The 21,668-nt window shown below is 64.3% G+C and carries 21 protein-coding genes and 2 pseudogenes; 4 read left to right on the top strand and 19 right to left on the bottom strand.

What is annotated here, in order from left to right:
• The first annotated feature begins 14 nt into the window (after positions 1 to 14).
• Positions 15 to 266 (top strand): hypothetical protein, encoded by a 252-nt coding sequence (locus BHQ40_RS17320; RefSeq protein WP_021246255.1) that lies wholly within the window; start codon positions 15 to 17, stop codon positions 264 to 266.
• Here BHQ40_RS17320 and BHQ40_RS25275 read toward each other — a convergent pair.
• From BHQ40_RS25275 to BHQ40_RS17260, 12 genes are all read right to left on the bottom strand, one after another.
• Positions 260 to 976, bottom strand: coding sequence for an energy transducer TonB family protein (locus tag BHQ40_RS25275; RefSeq protein ID WP_021690801.1), 717 nt, complete (start codon positions 974 to 976; stop codon positions 260 to 262). The two genes, BHQ40_RS17320 and BHQ40_RS25275, sit on opposite strands and share 7 nt — an antisense overlap.
• 6 nt (positions 977 to 982) lie before the next feature.
• Positions 983 to 3,175, bottom strand: coding sequence for a TonB-dependent receptor (locus BHQ40_RS17310; protein WP_096362195.1), 2,193 nt, complete (start codon positions 3,173 to 3,175; stop codon positions 983 to 985).
• A 109-nt stretch (positions 3,176 to 3,284) separates the two neighbouring features.
• The gene (locus BHQ40_RS17305; protein WP_021246258.1) at positions 3,285 to 3,683 is read right to left on the bottom strand and encodes a DUF2946 family protein; all 399 of its coding nucleotides are present in this window, start codon (positions 3,681 to 3,683) and stop codon (positions 3,285 to 3,287) included.
• A 60-nt stretch (positions 3,684 to 3,743) separates the two neighbouring features.
• Positions 3,744 to 4,982 (bottom strand): TolC family protein, encoded by a 1,239-nt coding sequence (locus BHQ40_RS17300; protein ID WP_021246259.1) that lies wholly within the window; start codon positions 4,980 to 4,982, stop codon positions 3,744 to 3,746.
• On the bottom strand, positions 4,982 to 5,281 hold the full coding sequence (locus BHQ40_RS17295) for a DUF3240 family protein (protein WP_021246260.1): 300 nt from the start codon (positions 5,279 to 5,281) through the stop codon (positions 4,982 to 4,984). The genes BHQ40_RS17300 and BHQ40_RS17295 overlap by 1 nt, the downstream gene beginning before the upstream one ends.
• Positions 5,274 to 8,345 carry an efflux RND transporter permease subunit gene (locus BHQ40_RS17290; RefSeq protein WP_021246261.1) on the bottom strand — a complete coding sequence of 1,024 codons (3,072 nt, stop codon included), beginning with the start codon at positions 8,343 to 8,345 and terminating at the stop codon, positions 5,274 to 5,276. The genes BHQ40_RS17295 and BHQ40_RS17290 overlap by 8 nt, the downstream gene beginning before the upstream one ends.
• 9 nt (positions 8,346 to 8,354) lie before the next feature.
• Positions 8,355 to 9,467, bottom strand: a complete 1,113-nt coding sequence (locus BHQ40_RS17285) for an efflux RND transporter periplasmic adaptor subunit (RefSeq protein ID WP_021246262.1) — start codon at positions 9,465 to 9,467, stop codon at positions 8,355 to 8,357.
• Positions 9,468 to 9,524: 57 nt separating this feature from the next.
• Positions 9,525 to 10,541 carry a sensor histidine kinase gene (locus tag BHQ40_RS17280; protein ID WP_021246263.1) on the bottom strand — a complete coding sequence of 339 codons (1,017 nt, stop codon included), beginning with the start codon at positions 10,539 to 10,541 and terminating at the stop codon, positions 9,525 to 9,527.
• Positions 10,538 to 11,215 carry a response regulator gene (locus BHQ40_RS17275; RefSeq protein WP_021246264.1) on the bottom strand — a complete coding sequence of 226 codons (678 nt, stop codon included), beginning with the start codon at positions 11,213 to 11,215 and terminating at the stop codon, positions 10,538 to 10,540. Before BHQ40_RS17275 ends, BHQ40_RS17280 begins: the two co-directional genes overlap by 4 nt.
• A 78-nt stretch (positions 11,216 to 11,293) precedes the next feature.
• Complete coding sequence (locus BHQ40_RS17270) at positions 11,294 to 11,983, bottom strand: cytochrome b/b6 domain-containing protein (protein WP_021246265.1); 690 nt, start codon at positions 11,981 to 11,983, stop codon at positions 11,294 to 11,296.
• Positions 11,984 to 12,055: 72 nt separating this feature from the next.
• Positions 12,056 to 12,757 carry a VIT1/CCC1 transporter family protein gene (locus BHQ40_RS17265; protein WP_021246266.1) on the bottom strand — a complete coding sequence of 234 codons (702 nt, stop codon included), beginning with the start codon at positions 12,755 to 12,757 and terminating at the stop codon, positions 12,056 to 12,058.
• Positions 12,758 to 12,950: 193 nt separating this feature from the next.
• Positions 12,951 to 13,202 (bottom strand): hypothetical protein, encoded by a 252-nt coding sequence (locus BHQ40_RS17260; protein ID WP_021246267.1) that lies wholly within the window; start codon positions 13,200 to 13,202, stop codon positions 12,951 to 12,953.
• 280 nt (positions 13,203 to 13,482) lie between these two features.
• On the opposite strand from BHQ40_RS17260, the pseudogene BHQ40_RS27045 reads away from it, so the two are divergent.
• Positions 13,483 to 13,668: pseudogene (locus BHQ40_RS27045) on the top strand (DUF7079 family protein); the annotation flags it as partial.
• 28 nt (positions 13,669 to 13,696) lie between these two features.
• On the opposite strand, the gene BHQ40_RS17255 reads toward BHQ40_RS27045, so the two are convergent.
• The gene (locus tag BHQ40_RS17255) at positions 13,697 to 14,347 is read right to left on the bottom strand and encodes a hypothetical protein (protein ID WP_021246268.1); all 651 of its coding nucleotides are present in this window, start codon (positions 14,345 to 14,347) and stop codon (positions 13,697 to 13,699) included.
• A 121-nt stretch (positions 14,348 to 14,468) separates the two neighbouring features.
• Positions 14,469 to 15,497, bottom strand: a complete 1,029-nt coding sequence (locus BHQ40_RS17250; protein ID WP_373280351.1) for a L,D-transpeptidase — start codon at positions 15,495 to 15,497, stop codon at positions 14,469 to 14,471.
• A 193-nt stretch (positions 15,498 to 15,690) separates the two neighbouring features.
• On the opposite strand from BHQ40_RS17250, the gene BHQ40_RS17245 reads away from it, so the two are divergent.
• Both BHQ40_RS17245 and BHQ40_RS17240 read left to right on the top strand, forming a co-directional pair.
• On the top strand, positions 15,691 to 16,548 hold the full coding sequence (locus BHQ40_RS17245; RefSeq protein ID WP_021690797.1) for a universal stress protein: 858 nt from the start codon (positions 15,691 to 15,693) through the stop codon (positions 16,546 to 16,548).
• A 44-nt stretch (positions 16,549 to 16,592) separates the two neighbouring features.
• On the top strand, positions 16,593 to 18,095 hold the full coding sequence (locus tag BHQ40_RS17240; RefSeq protein WP_021246271.1) for a phospholipase D family protein: 1,503 nt from the start codon (positions 16,593 to 16,595) through the stop codon (positions 18,093 to 18,095).
• A gap of 84 nt (positions 18,096 to 18,179) precedes the next feature.
• Here the strand turns inward: BHQ40_RS17240 and BHQ40_RS17235 are convergent, their stop codons facing one another.
• The 5 genes and pseudogenes from BHQ40_RS17235 to BHQ40_RS17215 all read right to left on the bottom strand — a co-directional run.
• Entirely contained in the window at positions 18,180 to 18,638 is a 459-nt protein-coding gene (locus tag BHQ40_RS17235) for a hypothetical protein (RefSeq protein WP_246525072.1), read from the bottom strand.
• A 207-nt stretch (positions 18,639 to 18,845) separates the two neighbouring features.
• Positions 18,846 to 19,256, bottom strand: coding sequence for a DUF2147 domain-containing protein (locus BHQ40_RS17230; RefSeq protein WP_021246273.1), 411 nt, complete (start codon positions 19,254 to 19,256; stop codon positions 18,846 to 18,848).
• 50 nt (positions 19,257 to 19,306) lie between these two features.
• The gene (locus BHQ40_RS17225; RefSeq protein WP_021246274.1) at positions 19,307 to 19,879 is read right to left on the bottom strand and encodes an HdeD family acid-resistance protein; all 573 of its coding nucleotides are present in this window, start codon (positions 19,877 to 19,879) and stop codon (positions 19,307 to 19,309) included.
• Between the two features lie 140 nt (positions 19,880 to 20,019).
• Positions 20,020 to 21,243: a phospholipase A gene (locus BHQ40_RS17220; RefSeq protein ID WP_021246275.1), complete on the bottom strand. Its 1,224-nt coding sequence runs from the start codon at positions 21,241 to 21,243 to the stop codon at positions 20,020 to 20,022.
• Positions 21,240 to 21,668: pseudogene (locus tag BHQ40_RS17215) on the bottom strand (acetate/propionate family kinase); the annotation flags it as partial. The pseudogene BHQ40_RS17215 and the gene BHQ40_RS17220, both read right to left, overlap by 4 nt.

Here is a 21,668-nt window from a genome sequence, read left to right as displayed (position 1 = left end):
AAAAGGGTGATAATATGGCGCGCAAGAAGCTATCGCTTCGGCTTCCGGGGAAAGGTTCATCCGATGGTGACGCTGCCAATTCCGAGGAAATAGCGGCGGCGCTCGCACTGATCGAGACGCATGGGCAACGTGCCGGACAGGCTCTTGTCGATGAGGCGCAGGCTCCCATCAAGGCTCGCGACGATCACCGTGTTTTGTTTCTGGAACGTGTGCGCGTCGCCCTATTGACGATCGAGCCATCCTCGTCCGCCATGCGGCCTCAATGAAAGCTGAATGGTATCGTAAAGACCAACTGCTCGCTTTCCACGCCCATAGGCGGTGTTGGAAAAGGAGCAGCATTGCGCACCGTGCGGAGCGCCAGGCGATCGAGCGCGGCATTCCCGCTGCTGCCGGCCAGCTCGACGGCAATCAGCGCGCCGTCAGCCCCGACGATGAAGCGGACCGTTGCGACCCCGTCGAGGTGGATCCCCGCGGGCTTGCGCGCGGCTATTCGCGCCCAGAGCTGGCGCTGATAGGCCGCAAGCGCGGACTGTTTCTTATCATCCTGGGCTTGCGGCGGCGCGACCTCGGGTTCCGGCGCGGGCGGTCTGCTTACCGGCGCGACAGCGAACGGAGAGGCGATTGCTGGAGCAGCGGGTATAGGCGACGAAGCTGGTCCGCCTCTTTCTCCCGTCGTAGCCAGCTCAGGCGGGTGCGCAGGGCGCCGCTCCGGCGATAGGCGGGCCTCGTCTGTCCGCGATCGCGACAACGTTGAAGGCGGTGGTGACGGTGGCGACGGGGTAAACAACCGGAAGCGGCTCACCTGCACAGGCTGCGTCATTCGCAGCCGTCCCGATAGATTGGCATTGAGCGCCACTAGCACCAGCAGGCAGCATGACGCGGCGGCAAGGCCCGCGCCCAGGCGCTGCGACCAGGCCGAGGGCTGGCCATAGCCTGCCCTCGGCTCCTCGTTCATGTCGTGCGAGTTCGGGAGCATGGGCGCTCAAAACGCAATCGTGATCCCGGCGTTGACCGATCGCCCCCGGCCCGGAACCGGGCGGCGCACGCCGGTCGCCTTCAGATCGCCGAGCGACATGCCGCTAAGCGGAGCATAATAGGCCTTGTCGAACAGATTGTCGGCGCCGAGCGTCAGGCGAACCTTGTCGATGCGATAGGCGAGCTGGACATTGAGCAGCGCGTAGCTGCCCGTCCGCGGTTCGTTGCGGGTCGGATCGGCGCGATCCTTTTCCGTCACGATGTCGAGGTCAATCCGGGTTTCGAGGCCGCCGATCCGATGCTCGAGGCTCAGCGCCGCATTGAACGGCATCTGGTGATAGAGCGGTGCGTGGTCGGTCAGATTCTGGCCGTGCAGCCAGCTCGCGCGCGCGGTCAGACGCGCGGTGCCGGCCGACGACGATGACCATAGCGGCACGGCGCCCGATATGTCGATGCCGTAGATCTCTGCCTTCTGGTTGGCGAACTGCAATTGAACGAACCCGGTCGGACTGCCCATCATGTCGGTGAAGTCCGCCAGCTTAACGGCGTCGATATATTCGTCGACATGGGTGTAATAGGGCGCGATCTTGAACGACCAGCCATCCTTGCCGCCTCCGGAAATGGCCAGGGCGGCGCTCAGCGTATCGGCCTTTTCGGGGCGAAGGTCGAGGTTGCCGACATAGCCGTTCCCGTCGCCGAACCACCCGATCATGCGGCTCGCCATGCTGCCCCGGCCCCAGCTATAGCGCTCGTAGATATTGGGCGAGCGAACCTTGCGGGCATAGCCGATCTCGATATCCGCCCCGTCCGAAAGCGCGTAGCGGACCAGCAGGCTGCCGCTCCAATTGCTGTCGTGGCGCTTGCGGTCGGCCTTGTTGAACGCCGCTGCCGCCATGACATCGGCCATCTGCATCATGCCGGTGCCATAGGGCGCGACCTTGCCGGTGTTCATCCAGACCTGATCGTTACGGATGCCGGCGATGAGGGAGAAACCGCTATCCCAGCGCGTTTCCCACTCGAGGAAGGTGCCGAGCCGATCGCGCTTGGCCCCGTTGACGTTGATGAACGCATTCGGCCCCATCATCATATTGCCCACAACGGGCGGCCAATAGTCGTTGAGCCATTGATGCTGGAATTCGCTGCCCAGGCGCAGCGTGCCGCCGCCGAGCAATATATCCGCCTGGACGGTATAGCTCGCGCTGTGGACCTCCGTGTTCATCGGCATCCCGCCGGTCGCGGTCCCGCCCTTGTCGGCGAGGAAGTTCATGACGTGGTCGGTGTCGCGCCAGCTCGCCCGCACATCGAGATTGCCCCAATCGAAGACGCCGGCATAATGGCCGTTCAGGAACCATGATTTGTTGGACGTCATGTCCATATATTGGTTCGGGAAACCCTCATAGGGCGTGAAATGATAGCCGCCTTTCAGCTCGATCAGGCCGTTGCTGACTTGCGCTGCGAGATTGAGGCTGTGGTCGGTCTTGGCATATTCGCTGGACCGCACGCCCCCCAGCGAGCCGCCGCCCTTGAAATTGCCGGCCTGGGTATAGGAGCCGCTATAGGTCAGGCTGAGCCTGTCGCTTGCGGCCGTCACGGACAGCGCGCCGCCGAACCCGTCGCCATTGCTTCGATAGAAGGCCGATGCTTCGCCGGTCAGCAGCGTTTCGCCCTGTTTCGCAAAGCGGGGCGGAGCGCTCTCGACGCGAATGATCCCGCCGATGCTGTCGCCGCCATAGCTGACTGGCGAAACGCCGGTAATGACGTCGATCGCGCTCACGGTTTGCGGATCGGTGTAGGACAGGGGCGGATTCATATCGTTCGGACAGGCCGAGGCAATCGCCACGCCGTCGACCAGCACGGTCAAGCGCTGCGCTTCAAGGCCCCGGATCACCGGCAAGGTCGAGAAGCCCCCGGCCCCATAGCCGCTGACGCCGGGTACGCTTTGCAGGATCGCTGCGGTATCGCTCGAGCCGACCTGAAGGTCGCGCAGGCGCGAGGGGGAAAGCCGCTCACCCGAAACCGTCGACCCCGCCTCGCTCGCCGAGCTAACGTCGACCTCTGGCAGCGGCGTCCCGTCCTGGGCGAAGGCTCGCGAGATGGGGGCGCCCGCCAGCACAGCGACGAGTGCGGGAAAAGCGAAGCTCCCGGCGAGGCGAACCTTGAAAGTTGGTTGCTTGCTGGTGGAGCGAGCGAAGGCAGGCATGGTGGTTGCCGCGCAATGCGCGGAATCAAGCATAATCGTCATGTCGGAATCCTGATTCACATGCGGCGCCCCGGCGAGGGGCGCCCATCAACGGGGAATGTCGAAGGAATCAGGTGGTGGGAGGACCGATCGCCGGCGGGCGCAGATAGGTGCCGCGCCGGAGGACTATGCGGTTTGGACGCCGAAAAACCGTTGCGAGGATGAAGGCGAGGGCGACGGCTAGGAGCAGCGCATCGACGGCCGCGAGCGATGGCGAGGACAGGCCGGTAAAGGCGCAAGGCGCTTCCGCCTTCTTGTGCTCGTCATGGTCCTGCTCGCCGCCTTTGCTCGGCAACTTGATTGCGATCTTCTGAGGCCCTTGCCCCGAGCACAGCTGGACCAGGATCACGCCATTCGAGACGACCGGCATGAAACCCGCCGGCACCAACGCCTTCACGAGCAGCGCAGCGCCTAGCAGGAGCGCGCACAGCCAATGGTGCCGGACAAGGAATTTGCGAGCTTCGGTCACGCAGCATCCTCTAAGTGCAGGCTCGTTTCATGTCGAGAATGTTTGCTTGCCGTATGTTAGCTAGTCGTGCCCCGCTTCATCTGGTGCCCAGATGCTGTGGGAATCGATCTGGATCTTGAGCAGAGCACGATCGGCTTCGGAGCGCGCCTCGATTTCCATTCGGCGCGCGTCATTGGCCTGCCGGCGGGCATAGAGCATATCGGAGAGGTCGATCTGCCCGAGTTGGTAACCGCGCACCGTCCTTTCGGCGGCGTCGCCGGCGCTGCGCGCCGAAGCGTCGGCATTGCGCCAGGCATCGAGCCGGGTGTGCGCGTTGGAAAGGTCGGCATTGGCGGTCGCCTCGATGCTGCGCTGCACGGCCGCGAGTTCCATGCGCGCGGCATTGGCCTCGGCTGACGCCTGATCGGCTGCGGCTCTGCGATAGCCACCGCCGAGCGGGATTAAAGCCACCACGCCCGCGCCGGCTTCCGCGCCGCCGCGCTCGCTGAACAGGCGGACGCCGAAGCTCGGGTCTGCGATGCGATCCGCTCGCACCCGACGCGAAGTCACGTTCAGACGCTGCGCTTCCTTGTCGGCGGCGCGGATCTCGTGACTGCGCTCGATTACCAGGTCGCGCATCGCTTCCAGCCCCTGGGCGGGCAGCATGGGGTCGGCCAGTTCTGGTGGTTCGGAGGGGAGCGGGATTTCCGGAAAGGACGCTGCGAAGGTCACGCGCGCCTGTTCGCGCAGCGAGAGTGACGATGCGGCCTGCGCGCGCGCCTGAGCCAGCGCCGCCTGCGCCTGGTCGAGGTCGAGTTGGGCGGCGTCTCGCAGCGTGACCCGCCGCTTTATGGCGGCGATTGCCTCCTCCAGCCCGCGGACGCTGTCGAGATCGTTGCGATAATGGCTTCCCGCAGTGAGCCAGTCGTGCCAATAGCCGGCCAGCAGCAGCGCGGTTTGATGGCGGACATCCTCCATCTGGTTTTCCGCGACCTCAATGCCGAGCGCACCGGCTTCGCGGTCGAGCGCGGCCTTGCCCGGCAGGCGGAATGGGCGGCTGATTGTCGTATCGAATTCGTCGAACCCGCCTTCGCGATCGACGGTTCGGCGAATGTAGCTGCCGCTCACCGTCACTTCGTGGGGGCCTTTGCGCAGCATATCGCCGCGTGCCCGTGCGGCTTCGACGCGCGCAATTGCGGCGGCGACGCTGGGGTGATTGTCGAGCGCTTCGTTGACCTTGTCGGCAGGCGGCAGATCGGTATGCTGGGCCAGGGCAGGCGCGGCCGTCAGAAGGCCGAGAGCGGCGAGTACGATCCGCATCAGGCGATCCTTCCATGATCGAGCAGGGGCGTCGTGCGCCACCGGACCGGCAGATCGCGCCGCGCGTCTTTTACGGTGCGGAGCAGGTCGGGCACCGCGTCTGCGCTCACGATCAGTTCGAGCGTCGAACGCTTCAATTCGCCCGACACGCGCTCGGCGGTTCCCGCATCGCCAAAATCGCGACCTCGCACAGCTTCCCCGCGGACATGGATTGGCGTGGGGGAGACGGCGCGGATCGCGTCCACGAGAAGCTCGGTATCGCGGGTGGCGCAATGGAGGGTGAACAGCAGGTCAGGCATTAGCGGCCTCCCCGGCGCTTTCCCCGAAGCGCTCGAACAGGATCGGCAGTAGGACCAGCGTCAGCAAAGTGGAGGTAATGAGGCCGCCGATCACCACGATCGCGAGCGGCCGCTGGATCTCGGACCCCGGCCCGCTGGCGAACAGCAGGGGGACGAGGCCGAAGGCCGTGATGCCGGCAGTCATCAGCACCGGTCGCAGCCGACGCTGCGCGCCCAGGCGCACGGTCTCGGCCATACCCACCCCGTCGGCGCGCAACTGGCGGAAATAGGCCACCAGCACCAACCCATTGAGCACGGCGATGCCGAGCAGGGCGATGAACCCCACCGACGCCGGGACCGAGAGATACTCGCCCGACAGCCACAGCGAGATCAGCCCGCCGACCATCGCGAAGGGGATGTTGGAGAGGATCAGCAGCGCGGCGCGCAATGAGCGCAGCGCCGCCAGCAGGACGAGGAAGATCAACACCAGCGCTACGGGCACCACCATCATCAGCCGGGCCGATGCGCGCTGCTGGTTCTCGAACTGACCGCCCCAGACGATGCTGTAGCCTGCCGGTAGCCGTACCTTGGCGGTGACCTGCGCCTTCGCCTCATCGACATAGCCGACCAGATCGCGGCCGGAGACGAAGGCCTGCACCAGCGCGAAGCGCGAGCCGTTCTCGTGATCGAGCTTCACCGGTCCCTGCGTGCGCTCCACCCGCGCCATGTCGCTGACACGCGCCAGCGTGCCATCGGGCGTGCGCAATTGCAGGTCGGCGAAACGGGCCGGATCGCTCCGGATGCCGTCGTCACCGCGAATGACGATCGGAATGCGTTTCTGACCTTCGGCCACGACCCCGGACCGCACGCCCTCGACCTGTGCGCGCAGCGCGTCCTGGAACTGGTCGACCGGCATCCCGAACCGCCCCGCCGCCGCGCGGTCGATGTCGAGTTGGAGATAGTCCACATTGTCGTTGGCGACCGTCAGGACCTCCGATGAGCCGTGGATGCCGGACAGGATATCCTGGATCCGACCCGCGAGCTCGGCGAGCGTTGCGGTGTCAGGCCCGAAAATCTTGACCGCTAGATCGCCGCGCGCGCCGGTGAGCATCTCCGAGACGCGCATCTCGATCGGCTGGGTGAAACTCGATTGGATACCGGGCAGGCCGTCCAGCGCCTTGCGCATTTCCCCGACGACGAAATCCTTGTCCCCGCGCCATTGCGAGCGCGGCTTCAACTGGACGAAGCTGTCGGTCTCGTTCGGTCCCATCGGATCGAGACCGATCTCGTCGGAGCCGACGCGGGCGATCACGTCCTCCACCTCCGGCACGGTGCGGAGCGCGCGCTGCACCGCCATGTCGCCGGCCACCGATTGGTCCAGGCTGATCGAGGGCAGCTTGGTAAGCTGCACGATCACCGAGCCTTCGTCCATCGTCGGCATGAAGGTCTTCCCGGCCGCGCCATAAGCGAGGCCCGCCAGCACCAGCCCGGTGGCGGAGAGACCATAGACCAGCTTCTTGTGCGCGAACGCCGCGTCGAGCAGCGCCTGGTAGCGCGGGCCGATCTGCCGCATGATCCATGGCTCACCATGATGGCCGCTCCTGAGGCTGAAGGAGGCAAGGACCGGCACCAGCGTCAGGGCGAGCAGCAGGGAGCCCGCGAGCGCGAAGACGATGGTGAGCGCGACGGGCGCGAACAGCTTGCCCTCCAGCCCCTGCAGCGAAAGCAGGGGCAGGAACACGAGCGCGATGATGACGATGCCCGCCGACACCGGCACGATCACCTCGCTGGTTGCGCGGAATACGTGGTTGAGTCGGGGCGTGTCCTCGCCCTGGGCATGGCTCAGGCGCTCGACGACATTCTCGACCACCACCACCGCGCCGTCGACCAGCATCCCGATCGCGATGGCGAGCCCGCCGAGGCTCATGAGGTTCGCGGACAGCCCCATGACGCGCATGAACAGGAAGGTGATGAGCGCGGCCATCGGCAGGGTCGCCGCGACGATCGTGGCCGCACGCCAGTCGCCGAGGAACAGGATCAGCAGCACGACGACCAGCACGGTCGCTTCCAGCAGCGCCTCCTCGACCGTGCCGACCGCGCGCCCGATCAGATCGGAGCGATCGTAGAAGACATGGATCTGCGTGCCTGCGGGCAAGCTGTGCTGAAGCCCGGCAAGCCGCGTCCGCACGCCATCGACCACCGCCCGCGCATCCGCGCCGCGCAGCGCGATCACCAGGCCCTCCACCGCCTCGGCCTTGCCGCCGCGCGTCACCGCCCCATAGCGGGTGAGGCTGCCGGTGCCGACTGTGGCGACGTCGCCCAGGCGGACGATGCGGCCGTCCCGGCTGGCGATGACCAGCGTTTGCAGATCCTCCACGCTGCGGATCGCGCCCACGGCCCGGACGATCAGCGATTCCTCGCCATCGGTCAGGCGCCCCGCGCCGTCATTGCGATTGCCGCTTTCGATCGCGGTGCGCAGATCGGAGATCGAGAGCTTCGCGCTCGCCAGCGCCACCGGATCAGGCCGGACCTCGAAGGTACGAACATAGCCGCCCAGCGCGTTCACGTCCGCGACGCCGGGCACTGTGCGCAGCGCCGGGCGGATCGTCCAGTCGAGCAGTTCGCGTTTCTGCTGGAGAGACAGCGGCCCTTCGATCGTGAACATGTAGACGTCGGACAGGGGCGTCGAGATCGGCGCGAGACCGCCGGTCACGGCAGCAGGCAGATCGCCCGTCACGCCCGCCAGCCGTTCGGCGACCTGTTGGCGCGCCCAGTAGATGTCGGTGCCGTCGGTAAAGTCGATGGTTATGTCGGCGATGGCATATTTGGCGCTCGAGCGCAGGATCGCCTGGTTGGGAATGCCGAGCATCTCCGTCTCGATCGGCGTGATGACGCGGCTCTCGACCTCCTCCGGCGTCATGCCGGGGGCTTTGAGGATCAGCTTCACCTGGGTCTGCGCGATGTTGGGATAGGCATCGACCGGCAAGTTGACAAAAGCCCAGACCCCGAGCCCGGCCGTGGCGGCGGCAAGGATCAGGACGAGCAGACGATAGGACAGCGCGGTGGCGACAAGCGAACGCAGCATCGGGAGAGCCTATTGCGCGGTGGCGAGCGCCTTGAGCGCGCTCGTACCGGAAACCACCACCTGTTCACCGGGCCTGATCCCGGAGAGCAGCACCGTGCGGCCATCACTGCCGCCGCCGCCGGTCACGGCGCGCACGGCAAAGCCGCCGCGCGCGGTCACGAACACAACCGGCTTGCCGTCGATCATGGTGACCGCCGTATCGGGCACGCTGACCGCGCCCGCCGGCGCCGGGCCGACGATGACGATGCTGGTTGCGCGCCCCGCGACAACACCGGGTCCGGCCGGAATCTCCGCCTTGAGGCCGGCCGAACGGGTCGCGGGATCGATGGCCGTTCCCACCGCGACGATCCGGCCGGTGAGGTTGGGAAGTAGCCGCACGCTCATGCCGGGGCGCACTTGCCCGATCAGCCGTTCGGGCAATTGGCCGACCACTTCATAGCGATCCGTCGCGTCGATCACATAGGGCGCGGTGGTGCCGTCCACCGGATTGCCGGTCTGGATGGAGGCGCTGGTGACGCGACCCGCGATAGGAGCCGTCAGCGTATAGGAGCCGCTGGCGCCATGACCGCCCACCATCGCCAGGATGCGCGACTTTTCCGAAACGTCGGCGCGAGCCTCGGCTGCGATGGCATTGGCTTCGTCAGCGCGCGCGCCTGCGATGATGCCTTCGCGGCTGAGCAGGGAGAGCCGCGCGGCATTGGCCTCGGCTACGCCACGCCGCGCGTTCGCGCGGCTGAGGTCCGCGCCGATCGTCAGCACGTCGCGGCTGGCGATGATCGCCAGCGGCTGGCCCCGCCGCACGCTGTCGCCCTCGACCACGAGAGTCCGCAACACGGTGCCGGGAAAGGTCGCGGCCACCGCCACCCGGGCGTTGGCGGGAGGCTCGATCATCGCGGGGATGGTGGCGAGCGCCGCATCCGCGGCTGCCGTCGCGGGCATAAGGCGGATACCCATCTGCGCGGCGCGGCGCGCATCCACCGCCAGGATCCCATCTGTCGGTTGGGCGTTGCTTGCCGGCGCGGAGTTGCCCGTCTCGACCGGCCGACTGGCGAACCACCACAGGCCTGATAGAATCAAGGCGATCGTCGCGGCGCCCGCAATGAGGGTGTATCGTCTGGACATGCGCTCGGGCTAGGGAGCGTTCCTGACCGAACCCTGACGGGATATGAGGATTGAAGATCAGGTCGCGGGAAAACGCAGCACCAGTTCACGGTCGGCCGGATCGGTCTCAAGCGTGCCGCCATGGGCCGCCATGATCCGGTCGACGATAGCGAGGCCGAGGCCGGCGCCATCCTTGCTCGCATGGTCGGCGCGGCGGTGGCGTTGCACAAGGTCGCGCAACCTTTCGAGCGCCAGCCCAGGGCCCTCGTCCCGCACGCCCAATAGCGCGTGGGGGCCGGCGAAGACCTGGATCGTGCCACCAGCCGGCGTCACGCGCGCGGCATTCTCGATCAGATTGCGCAGCGCTGCCGCAATCGCTTCGCGCCTGCCGTTCACGACCGCAGCCTGACCGCGGGTATCGAACGCGATCAGCTTGCCTTGTGCGATGATCCCCGGCGCCACGGCGCTGACGACCTCGCTCGCCACATCCGCGAGTGACACCTGTTCGGGAGCGGTCTGGGCGGCCTCCGCCGCGTCGATCTGCGCGAGCAGCATGAGTTGGTCGATCAGCCGGCGCATGGCCGCCACGTCTTCCTTGAGGCGCGCGGCGTCGTCATAGTCAAGCCGGTCGAGTTCGAGAGACAGGAGGGCGAGCGGCGTGCGCAACTCGTGCGCGACGTCGGCGGCGAACGCTTCCTGCCGCCGCGCGGCCTGATCGAGCCGCGCCAACAGATCGTTGACCGCATAGACGAAGGGTAGCGCCTCGGCGGGCATTTGCGACGCATCGATGCGGAACCCTCGTTCGTGGCCCTGTGCAGCCTCGATCCGGGCGGCGGCATCTTCCAGCGGTGCGAAGGCCTGGCGGATCACTCGGAGCACCATGATCGCGACGGGAACGAGCAGGACGACAAGCGGCAGAGCGACATGCTCAAGCATTTCCTTGATCGCGCGGATCATCGCCGCGCGTGCATCGAGATGTGTGAAGGTGACACTGTAGAAGAAGGCGACCGCCGCCAGCAGCAGAACGGTGCCCGCCACACCAATCAGGCCCAAACCGCGTTTGAGGCGCCGTGAGATGGAGCGCTGCACGGTCATGCCTTCCCGTCCTTCAGCATATAGCCGACACCCCGAACGGTATGGAGCGCGCCGGCCACGCCCGTGTCTTCGAGCTTGCGGCGCAGACGCGAAATGGCGGCTTCGACCGCATTGGGGGTCACCGGATCGTTGAAGCTGTAGAGCGCGTTCTCGATCACTTCGCGATGGACCACCGTGCCGGCTCGCCGCATCAGCAGTTCCAGAAGGTCCGCCTCGCGGCGCGAAAGGTCGATCTCGCGATCGCCAATGCTGGCAGAGCGGCTTGCCGTGTCGAAACGCAGCATGCCGACTTCGATGACGGGCTGGGTTCGAACGCCAGGCCGGCGCAGCAGGGCGCGGATGCGCGCGGCGAGCTCGTCGATCTCGAAGGGTTTGACGATATAATCGTCTGCGCCGGAATCGAGACCGGTGACGCGATCCTCCAGCGCCCCACGCGCGGTCTGGATGATGGCAGGCGGCATCTGCTGATATTTTCGGCGGCTCGCGAGCCAGTCGATCCCGTCGCCGTCGGGCAGGCCGAGGTCGAGTATGATGGCATCATAGCTCGCGCTGCCCATCGCAGCGTCGGCTTGTGCGAGATCATGGGCAACATCGCACACGAAGCCCCGGCGCTGAAGACCGTCGGCGATCAGTGCCGCCATTCGCTCATTATCTTCGACGATGAGAAGGCGCATGGGTTTAATGTAGACTTTCCACCAGGAACGAAAGGCAAGAAGGATTGAAGCTTTCTACCAGACCATCAACCGATGTTTTCAATCCCTTTCCTCGTGCGAACCGTGATGGGAATGGCGTTGCTGCGGCGCGAAGGCGGTCGGATCCACCATGACAATGGCGATGATTGCCAGAACGATCGCTGCGGCACCAAGTAGAGCCGCAAACAAGCCTGGTCCCCGAGCCTCACGCACATTCGGATAGAGGCTGTTCTTCTTGCGGCCGCTGATCATCGCGCGAACAAGGTTTTCGCCGGTGAGCAGCGACATCAACAGCACGGCGCCGACATGAAGCCCGATCAAAGCAAGCAGGCTGTAGGCGAGGGCTTCATGAAGGTCTTTGTCCATGCCGCCTGCCGCAACGCTGCTGCCGCTCCAGATGACGATTCCGGTCAATCCGATCAGCGCCACGACTGCGATCGCGCCCAGTGGATTATGACCCACGGAACGTCGAGGATGGCCAGCTAGAAGGTCGCGTGCATGGGTGGCGATTGCTGTTGGCCGAATGAAATTCACGAACCGGGCATGCTCGCCTCCGACGAAGCCCCAGATCAGACGGAACGCAAGCAAGGCAGCAGCAGACCATCCTGCGACCATATGCCACGATGCGATCGGACTATCGTCGTCGGAAGAGAGAAACGCGATCGAGATCGCTAGGACCAGCAGCCAATGGAATAGCCGTAGCGGCGTGTCCCAAACCTTGAATGTCCTTGTATATTCAGAATTTGTCATCACGTTCGCCTTTCCAGCTGGAAGGGCTACGGGTGTTCACTGACCGAATCCTGACGATGTGAGCAGCGTGGTTCAAACCACTGTTCCGAACAGCCTCCCGATGCCCGCGGTCGCAGCCAGGGCCAGCGCGCCCCAGAATGTGACCCGTAGGATTGATTTCATGGGGCGGGCGCCCCCGGCCCAGGCGCCAAGCGCGCCCAGCAGTGCGAGAAACAACAGGGTTGCCGCGACCTCGATTGCGACGAGGCTATCATGCGGAACGACGGCGACCAACATCAGGGGCATGAGGGCGCCTGTGCTGAAAGTTGCGGCGGATGTGAGCGCGGCCTGGATAGGGCGGGCGGTCACGACTTCGGAAATGCCGAGTTCGTCGCGGGCATGCGCGGCCAGCGCATCCTTTGCCATTAGTTCGTCGGCTACCTGCCGGGCCAGTTCCTCATTCAGACCGCGTTTGACATAGATGTCCGCCAGTTCCTGATGCTCGAGCACCGGTTGAACGGCGAGTTCACCTCTTTCCCGGGCGAGGTCGGCATTCTCCGTGTCCGCCTGAGAGCTGACCGAGACATATTCGCCGGCGGCCATCGACATGGCGCCTGCCACCAGCGCCGCCATCCCTGCGACCAGGATATTGGCCTTGCCCGCGCCGGAGGCTGCGACGCCGACGATGAGGCTCGCGGTCGAAACGATCCCATCATTGGCTCCCAGCACTGCCGCGCGTAGCCAGCCGATGCGTGACACCGCATGGCGTTCGGGATGGGATCTTAGTCGGCTCATGGTGTCCTTCGTAAAATGCCGTGAAAAAGTTCAACAGTCTTTCCTGACGAAACCCTGACGATGATTGGTAGCCGGCATAGCTCAGCAATCCCTACTTGAATCGGTCTACATTTGTCGCACCACGCTGAAATCGGCACTCGGTGAAGGGGCCGTCACGCTTGAATCCATAGAGATTGGAGAGACCCGGCCTAGTTCATGTGATCATGGCCTCCTGCAGGCGGCTCATGAGAGGCAGCGCCAATTCCAGATCATCCGGTTCGACGGCTGCCTCCAATATGGTTTCGACGTGCATGACGGCTATGTTCACAGCTTTGGCCTTCGCATGACCGCGGGGATCGATTTCGGAATCCGTCTTCTTGCGAAACTTCGGGGTGAAGAGACTGCAAAAATTACGTAACTCGCGATCGAATATGATCCAGCCCCCCGTTCGATACGGGTCGTCCACGTAATGCGAGTCCTGAACTAATCGCGACAGCGCGTGCGATTATGGGTGAGGATGCGGCCTATCAGGCCGCTTTGATCGCTGCGGAACGTCGCGTATGAGTGAGAGGCGCGTTAGAGGGGCTTACAAGCCGCATCAGCTTCCAGCCCAGGAAATAGCGGAACGGGAGCCGAACTGGGCAAGGATAACTTGCACTACGTCGCTCAATAACTGCGGCAATCCCCATTCGGATAACGGAAACCGAGCGTATATTGCGAGATGAAGCGATACGGCCTTCCGCTCGAACATGATCGCCGTCGCTGGACAATGGAAGCCGTGGACCGAAAGGGAGGTCCACGAAATCGTAGCCCGATCACGGGAAAGGAATTATCTTTCCCGATTGCTGACCCACATGCTTGCCGTTTTTCGCTGGCGGATGATCGAACAAGATTGGCGGCGCCTCCTCTCGCTGCTTGCTCCGTCAAAGTGAGCGGTTTCGCGCGGGCATCGTCCCCAGTCTACCGTTTCGGCGCCTTTGGGCGCTGCGCGCGGATTTCCGCCAGCAGCACGCCAAGATATTTCTCAGCTTCGGCAGCTTCGCTTTCGGGATAGGCGGCCGTCATGCGTCCGCTCCAATAGCCATAGTCGACTGTCGTCAGGCTGGAACGCCATGGTTTGCCGTCGCGATAGCCGGTGAAAGTTCCGCGATAGGCCTTGAGGCGGCGATTGGTTGGGATCGTCGCCGGTCCTTCCGACACGATGGTCGGCGCGGCAAAATGGGACATCGTAGCCTGACGCATGATCATATAGTGGTCGCGTGGCGGCATCTGGTCGATATGGACCACCGCCATCCGCACCACGATGCGATCGTCGCCGGTGCCGAGTGGCCGGTCGTAGCCGATGGCGATATACTCGCCGCCCGGATCGAATGCCCGTTCCCTGAGGCGGGTAAAGCCCTCGAATTCCTCCGGGAAGCGCAGGCCGCTGGCCACGTGGACAAGAGTTGTGCCGTCCGGCGCCAACTCAAATCCGTCGGGTACCGCGATTGCCGTGGCGTCGGCCGAAGGTGGCGCAGCGGGCGCGGTTTCAGCCAGTGACGGAGCCGCCGAGGACAGCCCCAGCAGGATGGCGGCGGCAAGGGAAACTGGAACGCGCAATGATCGGGACATCGAAGTCAAATCCTCTGGTGAGTATGTCGTAATTAGGCCGGTCTTCGCAATTACGGCAGGGGATTGTTTGGAATCAGGCGGTAAGACGCTGCGATGGACGCGAAGTCGGGATTGCACAACGTCATCGTTCGTTTGTATCCGCTTGGGCATCCTCGCCCGTGAGCACGGTCAGGGATGTGCCTGTACTCCCGCTTTCGAGGGTATCGGCCGTGACGATCAGCGTGCTTCCCGGTTTGAGCACCGACAGCAGGCCCCGTCTGAAGTCCTCGGGAAGGATTAGCCGCTCCCGGTCCTGCCGCGAGACTTCCCCCGTCTGTGCACCGCCAAATACAGGGAGGAACATCCAATGCGTCCCGTGTTCGTCGATGGAGGCGAGGTTGAAGGCCTGAAGGCCGGAGATCTTGCCGCGGATGGCGACAGGCGCCGAACCGATTTCGATGCCGTTTCGCAACACCACGGCGCGCTGGTCCGCCGCGCTGACGATTATGGAGATCGGCCCTGTGAGTGCTTTCTCTGGCTGCCAGACCGTCAAAAAGGCATTCCCGAACGACGAGCGCCGGGCCGTATCCTGCAGGATACGGGGAGCTGGGGCAAAGCGCGGAATCTCGCTTGCCTGCGTGATGATGACCGTCAGGCCAAGCTGCGTGACATCATAGAGGTGCTCGGCGAACGTCAGGGGAAACCGGATGCATCCGTGCGAGGCGGGATAGCCCGGAAGATTGCCGGCGTGCATGGCAATCCCGTCCCAGGTGAGGCGCTGCATGTAGGGCATCGGCGCGTCATTGTAGAGGTTCGATCTGTGCGCGACTTTCTTTTGGAGGATGGTGAAAACCCCGGTGGGCGTTTCGTGGCCGGCTGCGCCGGTGGAAACGGTCGAGATGCCGATCAGGACGCCGTTGCGATAGACATAGGCCCGCTGCCTGGCGAGGCTGACGATGATGACCACCGGACCATCGGGAGCCGTTTCGGGCGCCCACAGGAACTCTCCTGGCCGTAACGCTTCCACGCTCGCCGCGATCGATCCTGGATCAAGCGCCATAGCGCGGATCGGAGCGGCGGTCAGGCAGAGCGCGGCAGTCATGGTGCCGGCAAGAAGCGTTCGGCGCGAGAAGCGTGTCGATGGTGCGTGGGATGCGCCGGCCGTTGCCACGGCAGTGAGCGTCGGGGTTCGCAATATGATGTCTGGTGTTGTGATCTTATCCATCCTCTTCTGATCAGGCCATAATATCGGTCTGCTTCGCGACGGCCAGCGAATCCTTGCCGAAGAACATTTCTGTCCGTCCTGCAAATACACGGCGACACGTTCCTTGGTTGGCGGACCACTGCTGCTATGTTGCGTCGATATGACCCCGCGAACGATTCTGTTTCCAACCGATTTTAGCGGTCGCTGCGACCGAGCCCGCGACCGCGCGATACAGCTGGCGAGCGAGTGGCGCGCACATCTGGTTCTTCTCCATGTTCAGAGGGATCCCGATCCCGCAGACATGCTCGACGGACTGCAGGCTGCCGAGAGTCGCCTTCATGCCCGCTTGCGGGCGGAGGTGGCGGACCCGGATATTCCGGTCGAGACACGCCTCGCCACCGGCGCCGTCTCGCAGGCGGTGCTGGAAGCGTCAACCGCATGCGGGGCGGATCTCATCGTGACCGGCATCTCGCGCCATGACGATATCGGGGATTTCCTGATCGGCACGACCGTGGAGCGCATGATACGCCATGCTCATGCGCCGGTGCTTATCGTGAAGGAAAAGACTCAGCACCACTATCGCCGGGTCTTGGTCGCAACCGATTTCTCCGGCTGCTCGGCCCAGGCGCTTCGCACGGCCATGGCCGCATTCCCCGCTGCCGAGATCACTCTCGTTCACGCCTATCACGTGCCGCTGGAGGCACTTCGGGGCCGGGAAGGGCCGGCAGCTGCGCTGCAGGCCAGGATAGCCTATGATCTGGATGCCTTTCTGGACAGGACCGATCTGCCCGCCGACGCACGCGACAGGCTGGATATCAATGTCGACTATGGCGAGGTTTGCGAGGTTGTCCGCAATCATGTGAAGCTGAGCGAAACCGACCTGGCCGTGATCGGAACGCACGGTCGATCGGCCCTGACGGTGGCGGTGCTCGGCAGCACGGCGCGGGCGCTGCTCAGCCGTCTCGATTGCGATGTCCTGCTCGTGCGCCAGCAGCCGCAGGCGGATGCTGCCGTCTGATCCGGATCGTCATCCTTGCCTGCCTGGGCTTCGTCGCGGCGTCGATGCTCGCGACCTGGGTCTACGGCCTGTTCGCCAGTCGCGCGCAGGGGGAGCCTTCCTACGCACTGTCGATCGAACGCGGCCGGACGCCGCTCGATCAGCGTATTGGCGCCACGACGGATGCGCACCCCGGTGAGAGCGGCCTGCTTTTGCTGGACGAGAATCTCGACGCCTTCGCGGCACGTGGATTGTCGGCGCGCAAGGTCGAGCGCTCGCTCGATCTGATGTATTACATCTGGCACGACGATCTGACCGGCCGCCTTCTTCTGGCCGAGGCCCTGTCCGCGGCCGATCGCGGCGTCAGGGTGCGGATCCTGATCGACGACATCGGCACCAGCCATACATCTGATGCGATGATCGCCATGGCGCATCATCCGCATATCGAGATCCGTATCTTCAACCCGACCCGGGCGCGGCAGGGCGGCTTGCGGCGCGGCATCGAAATGATGCTGCGCGCCTTCAGCGTGACCCGGCGCATGCACAACAAGGCCTGGATCGCTGATGGCCGCGTCGCCATCCTTGGCGGGCGCAATATCGGCGACGCCTATTTCGATGCCGCGACGCAAACCAATTTCCGCGACATGGACGTGCTGGTGATGGGGCCAGCCGTCGCCCAGACGGAGAAGATCTTCGACGATTACTGGAACAGCGGCCTGGCGTTGCCGGTCGATAGGCTTTCGCCCTTGAAAGATCCTGGCGTGGCGCTGACGCGGATCGCCGCCGAATTGAGCAACGCTGCCAATGAGGCTGCCGCGCGCCCCTATCTGGAGCGCATCGCCAAACGGCTCTCGCTTCTCGATCCCGAGACCACGCGGCCCGACTGGACTCGCGCCGCCCGCGTGATCGCCGATCCGCCGCGCAAAGTGCTGGGCAAGGAGGGCAAGAACTGGCTGATGCACGACCTGCTGCCGGTCTTCGATGCGGCGCGGGAAAGGCTTGAAATCACTTCGCCCTATTTCATCCCCGGCGAGGAAGGCACGGCGGCGCTCGCCGCGATTGCGGCAAAGGGGGTTTCGGTCTCGGTCCTGACCAATTCTCTTGCGGCAACCGATGTCGCCGCGGTCCATGGCGGTTATGCGCGCTACCGTGTTCCGCTGCTCGAGGCAGGGATCAAGCTCTGGGAATTGCGGCCCGAGCATCAGGAGCGGGACTTTTCCCTGCGAGGATCGAGCCGGGCAAGCCTGCACACCAAGGCTTTCACTGCCGACGGGCATATGGGGTTCATCGGCTCGATGAACCTGGATCCTCGTTCGGCTTCCCTCAACACGGAAATGGGCGTCCTCTTCGAGTCCGAGGCCCTGGCCCGGAAGATGGCTGCCATCTGGCAGCGCGATACCGCGCCCTCCCGCAGCTATGAGGTCTGTCTGACGTCGGATGGCGACGTGGAATGGGCCGGGAGCCGGAACGGCGTGCCCGTCCGATACGACCGGGAACCGGAAGCCTCGTTCTGGCGCAGACTAACCGCACAGGCCATTGGCCTTCTGCCGCTGGAATCGCAGCTTTGACCCAAGCAGGCTTTCGGCGCCGTCTTCAATTTTGCGTGTTGCCGACGAATGGACCGTCTGCGACGGGGACCTGTTTCCTTGAGATCATGCGCTTGAGCGCGGATCGTTGTCGGAGCGCAGAAATCTGCTCCAGTCGATCTGGGCGAGCGCAGCAAGCAGGATGATCATGCCGATCTGCATCGCGATGCCCCACGGACTGGTGAGGCGCTCGGTAAAGACGTCACCCAGGCTCGATTTGCGGATCACGCCTGCTGTCGCGGCATAGATCGAATAGGAGACGAGACGCCCGACGAAAAACGCTGCTGTGAACTTCCCCAGCCTGATACCCGCAAGGCCGGCCGCTTCGAACAGTTGCGCCGAGGGAAGCGGAGAGAGAGCGAACAGTGCGAGCCCGAAAATCGCGCTTTTCGGTCGGTCCTCGACGACTTTTTTCGCTGCTTCGAGGTTGCGCTTTTGTTTCGCGGGCAAATAGTCCTTGAGAAATCGAAAGCCCCAGGCAAGCAGCAAACGTCCAAGAGCGGCCGCGAGCGCGCCAATGAACACGATCAAGGCGACAGGCAGATCGGTCGTCAGGCCATAGAGAACGATGATCGACCATGTCGGGGGACCGAACGCGGGCAACAGGTTGATACCAAGGACGATCAGGAAGAGAATCAGGCACGCGGTCATTTCGCCTTCGGCGTTATCGCATTTGCGCAGGGTCAGCGAGCCGGATGGGAGAGATGTCTTTCAGCCTGTCAATCCATGCGTCTACTTCTCGACGCGCGTCCAGATCTGCGACCGGCACCCGATGCGCCCGACGAGGCAGCCGTTCGCCTCGAGCCTGTTGCTGTCGAGTACCGTGACGCGCCCGGTGAAGGTCCGGCCGATATCGGGCACGAAAACGCGGCCGCGCCACACGCCGGGCTGCTCCTGCTCGAAATCACGAAACAGCTGTGCGCCCACCAGAGGATCCGGGCTGCCCTTGCGCGCATCGGCTTTCGCCTTGTCGTTAGCCCAGACGACGACACCGCACATCCTGTCGTCGCACGGTTGCGCGCGGATATGCACACTGTTTGCAGGGTTGCGCCAGATAGTCCCGGAAATGCTCGATGCCGGAGCATTTCCGACCGTTGCCGCCAGGATGAGCAAGACCGAAAGCGGTTTGTATCCTCCGATCATCCTGGCGTTTCCTTTGTTGTTCGGGGCAGGGCACCCTTGCCGCACTAAGTCTATAGCTTACCGATGCGGCGCAGACCCATGGCGAGGATGATGAGGAAGGTTCCTCGCAGCAGGAAGCTCAGGCCGACCGCCAATGCCAGGAAGGCAAGTCCGGTCGCGGGATCGCTGAACAGGAGGAGACCGCCCAGAACAGTGTCGAGAACGCCGAGTAGCAGGCGCCAGCCCCGGTCATGCGCAGACTGGAATGCGCCGACGATTTCGAAAACGCCGATGATGAGCAACCAGGCGCCGATCAGCGCGACGAGCGTCAAGGCCCCGGCGAAGGGATTGAAGAAAGTGATGGCGGCCGCGACGAGGCTCAGCACGCCGAGGAGGATCTCGATCCAGCGTGCGCGCCGGGAGAGCGAGGACAACCCGGCCGCGATAGCCAGTATTCCGTATATGAGGAGCGCCACGGCAAGGAAAACACCTGTCGCGAAGCCCGTCGCGATTGGGTTGAGGAGCGCAAAAACGCCGATCAGGATCACGAGCAGCCCATAAGCCAGGACCCAGCCCCAACTGGTCTCCAATGCCGGGTCGGCCATACCATAGGGGCTGGAATAGCGCCTCGATTGTGACGGCATGTGAAGGGCTCCTTCTTGGTGACTCGGAACTTTTGCTGTGAGCGTGTCGACTATTGCCAGAGTGCAACCTCAAGTCGAGCAGGAAGCGCTGATGTCGCAGGAGGCGTCGCTCAAGTGCGTGATGTGCATGAAGGCGGGTTTCAACGCACCAGTGCCACGCCCAGACGAAAACGGGTCGTATGGCGATCATAGTCGAGCAGATTCTCGCCATAGCCGATGAAGCTCTGGCCGAAGAGATAGAAGTCGGGTCCCCCACCCAATAGCCGCGAGAGCGGATAGGAAAGATCGGCGGCGAGTGCGCCTTTGCCGCTGGAGACGCTGAACCGCGTGGATGTCGTAAGGCGTAGGCCGTCATCTTTCCCGACTTCCAGGAAGAGCGAGCTATTGCCCCTGTAGCGGCGGATATCGGGATTGTCGGATTTGTCGCCGACAAGGAGGGAGAAGCGCGGAGCTACCGACAGGCGATAGCCGCCGCCCAGTGGGAAGGCGGCCATCGGCGCCACATAGAGCGTGTTGAGGCTGCGGGAATCGAGACCGGAGCGACCGTTGGATTCATGGCGAAAGCCGCCCTGTGCGCTCAGCGAGATGCCGCGTGTCAACGTAGCTGAAGGGGTCAGGTAGAAGAGTTCCGGCTGATAGTCGATGTTACGAAACGGCGAGGAATCCGCGCCAAGATCCCAGAACATGCGCTGGGTATAGGCAAAATGCAGTCCGTCGCGCCAGGAAAGTGGCAAGCCCTGGGCGCGTCTCGTTCCGAAAATCTGATATTTGAAGCTGATCTGGATGCGTGCGGCGCTGTCGGTGCTCGGACCATAGACAGCATAGATCGGTTCATAGGCCGACAGGTTGGCGAAAAAGGCGTTGCCCGCCGACCGGTCCGAGGGAGGCGGCACAGCCTTGTTTTCCAACCCCGGCGCGTTGGGAGGCCCGGATTGCGCGGAGGTGTTCGTGGCTATTTGCGCCCCTCGGTCCGCGGGCCGCAATGCCAGCGTGATCTGCCGCGTGCCCCATGCGGGAACGGAGATCGCGGCGCCTTCCAGCGACAGATTGGTCCTCCGCGCAAGCCGGTAGGTCGCGCGCGTGAAACCGCCAGGTGGAATGATCGGGTTTGGAGGCGTCGTCGCCATGCGCTCCAGCCAGACGGTGCGAGAGACGCCGCTCTGCTCCACCTGCGCTTCGATGCGGTCCGGAAGGGCCATGCCCTGCGGATCGCCGCTGTCATTGAGCAGGCGCAGATCGACCAGAACGGCGCCGGTTTCGTCCTCCTGCCCGGCATCGCTGATCAGGATTTCGACGGGCGATGCGGCATGAGCCGCGGCAGGGGTGGCAAGCGCGATGGCGGCAAGGCTTATCGCGCGCCTCATGATGGATTCTCCCCCAGCACATGCAAGGTGTGGAGCGCGATCATCCGTTCCTCGTCGGTGGGAATGACGCGCACCGCGACATGGCTGCCGGGCGTGCTGACAAGCGGGGCGCCGGCAGCGTTCGCCTGTTCGTCGAGTTCCACGCCCAGCCATGCGAGGCGTGCGCAGATACGCTGGCGCATCGCGGCGTCGTTCTCTCCGATCCCGGCGGTGAAGACGATGCCGTCCAGCCCGCCCATCGACGAGGCGAGCGCGGCCGTCTCGCGCGCGGCGCGCCAGGCGAACAGCGCCATCGCCTCTTCCGCTTCCGGCGCATCGCTGGCCGCGAGCGCCCGCATGTCGCTCGACAGGCCGGACACGCCGAGCAGGCCGGACTGCCGGTAAAGCATGTCCTCCACATCGGCCGCGCTCATGCCCATGCGGAG

Origin of the sequence: Sphingobium phenoxybenzoativorans (assembly GCF_001757355.1) — a bacterium.
Lineage (GTDB): Bacteria > Pseudomonadota > Alphaproteobacteria > Sphingomonadales > Sphingomonadaceae > Sphingobium > Sphingobium phenoxybenzoativorans.
This window is presented reverse-complemented; position numbering and strand designations above follow the sequence as displayed.

Coding starts and splice junctions, on each gene's coding strand:
- BHQ40_RS17320 (WP_021246255.1), top strand. CDS start 15: ATGGCGCGCAAGAAGCTATCGCTTCGGCTTCCGGGGAAAGGTTCATCC.
- BHQ40_RS17265 (WP_021246266.1), bottom strand. CDS start 12,757: ATGAGCCGACTAAGATCCCATCCCGAACGCCATGCGGTGTCACGCATC.
- BHQ40_RS17290 (WP_021246261.1), bottom strand. CDS start 8,345: ATGCTGCGTTCGCTTGTCGCCACCGCGCTGTCCTATCGTCTGCTCGTC.
- BHQ40_RS17255 (WP_021246268.1), bottom strand. CDS start 14,347: ATGTCCCGATCATTGCGCGTTCCAGTTTCCCTTGCCGCCGCCATCCTG.
- BHQ40_RS17280 (WP_021246263.1), bottom strand. CDS start 10,541: ATGACCGTGCAGCGCTCCATCTCACGGCGCCTCAAACGCGGTTTGGGC.
- BHQ40_RS17300 (WP_021246259.1), bottom strand. CDS start 4,982: ATGCGGATCGTACTCGCCGCTCTCGGCCTTCTGACGGCCGCGCCTGCC.
- BHQ40_RS17245 (WP_021690797.1), top strand. CDS start 15,691: ATGACCCCGCGAACGATTCTGTTTCCAACCGATTTTAGCGGTCGCTGC.
- BHQ40_RS25275 (WP_021690801.1), bottom strand. CDS start 976: ATGCTCCCGAACTCGCACGACATGAACGAGGAGCCGAGGGCAGGCTAT.
- BHQ40_RS17230 (WP_021246273.1), bottom strand. CDS start 19,256: ATGATCGGAGGATACAAACCGCTTTCGGTCTTGCTCATCCTGGCGGCA.
- BHQ40_RS17240 (WP_021246271.1), top strand. CDS start 16,593: ATGCTCGCGACCTGGGTCTACGGCCTGTTCGCCAGTCGCGCGCAGGGG.
- BHQ40_RS17295 (WP_021246260.1), bottom strand. CDS start 5,281: ATGCCTGACCTGCTGTTCACCCTCCATTGCGCCACCCGCGATACCGAG.
- BHQ40_RS17275 (WP_021246264.1), bottom strand. CDS start 11,215: ATGCGCCTTCTCATCGTCGAAGATAATGAGCGAATGGCGGCACTGATC.
- BHQ40_RS17270 (WP_021246265.1), bottom strand. CDS start 11,983: ATGACAAATTCTGAATATACAAGGACATTCAAGGTTTGGGACACGCCG.
- BHQ40_RS17225 (WP_021246274.1), bottom strand. CDS start 19,879: ATGCCGTCACAATCGAGGCGCTATTCCAGCCCCTATGGTATGGCCGAC.
- BHQ40_RS17220 (WP_021246275.1), bottom strand. CDS start 21,243: ATGAGGCGCGCGATAAGCCTTGCCGCCATCGCGCTTGCCACCCCTGCC.
- BHQ40_RS17285 (WP_021246262.1), bottom strand. CDS start 9,467: ATGTCCAGACGATACACCCTCATTGCGGGCGCCGCGACGATCGCCTTG.
- BHQ40_RS17310 (WP_096362195.1), bottom strand. CDS start 3,175: ATGCCTGCCTTCGCTCGCTCCACCAGCAAGCAACCAACTTTCAAGGTT.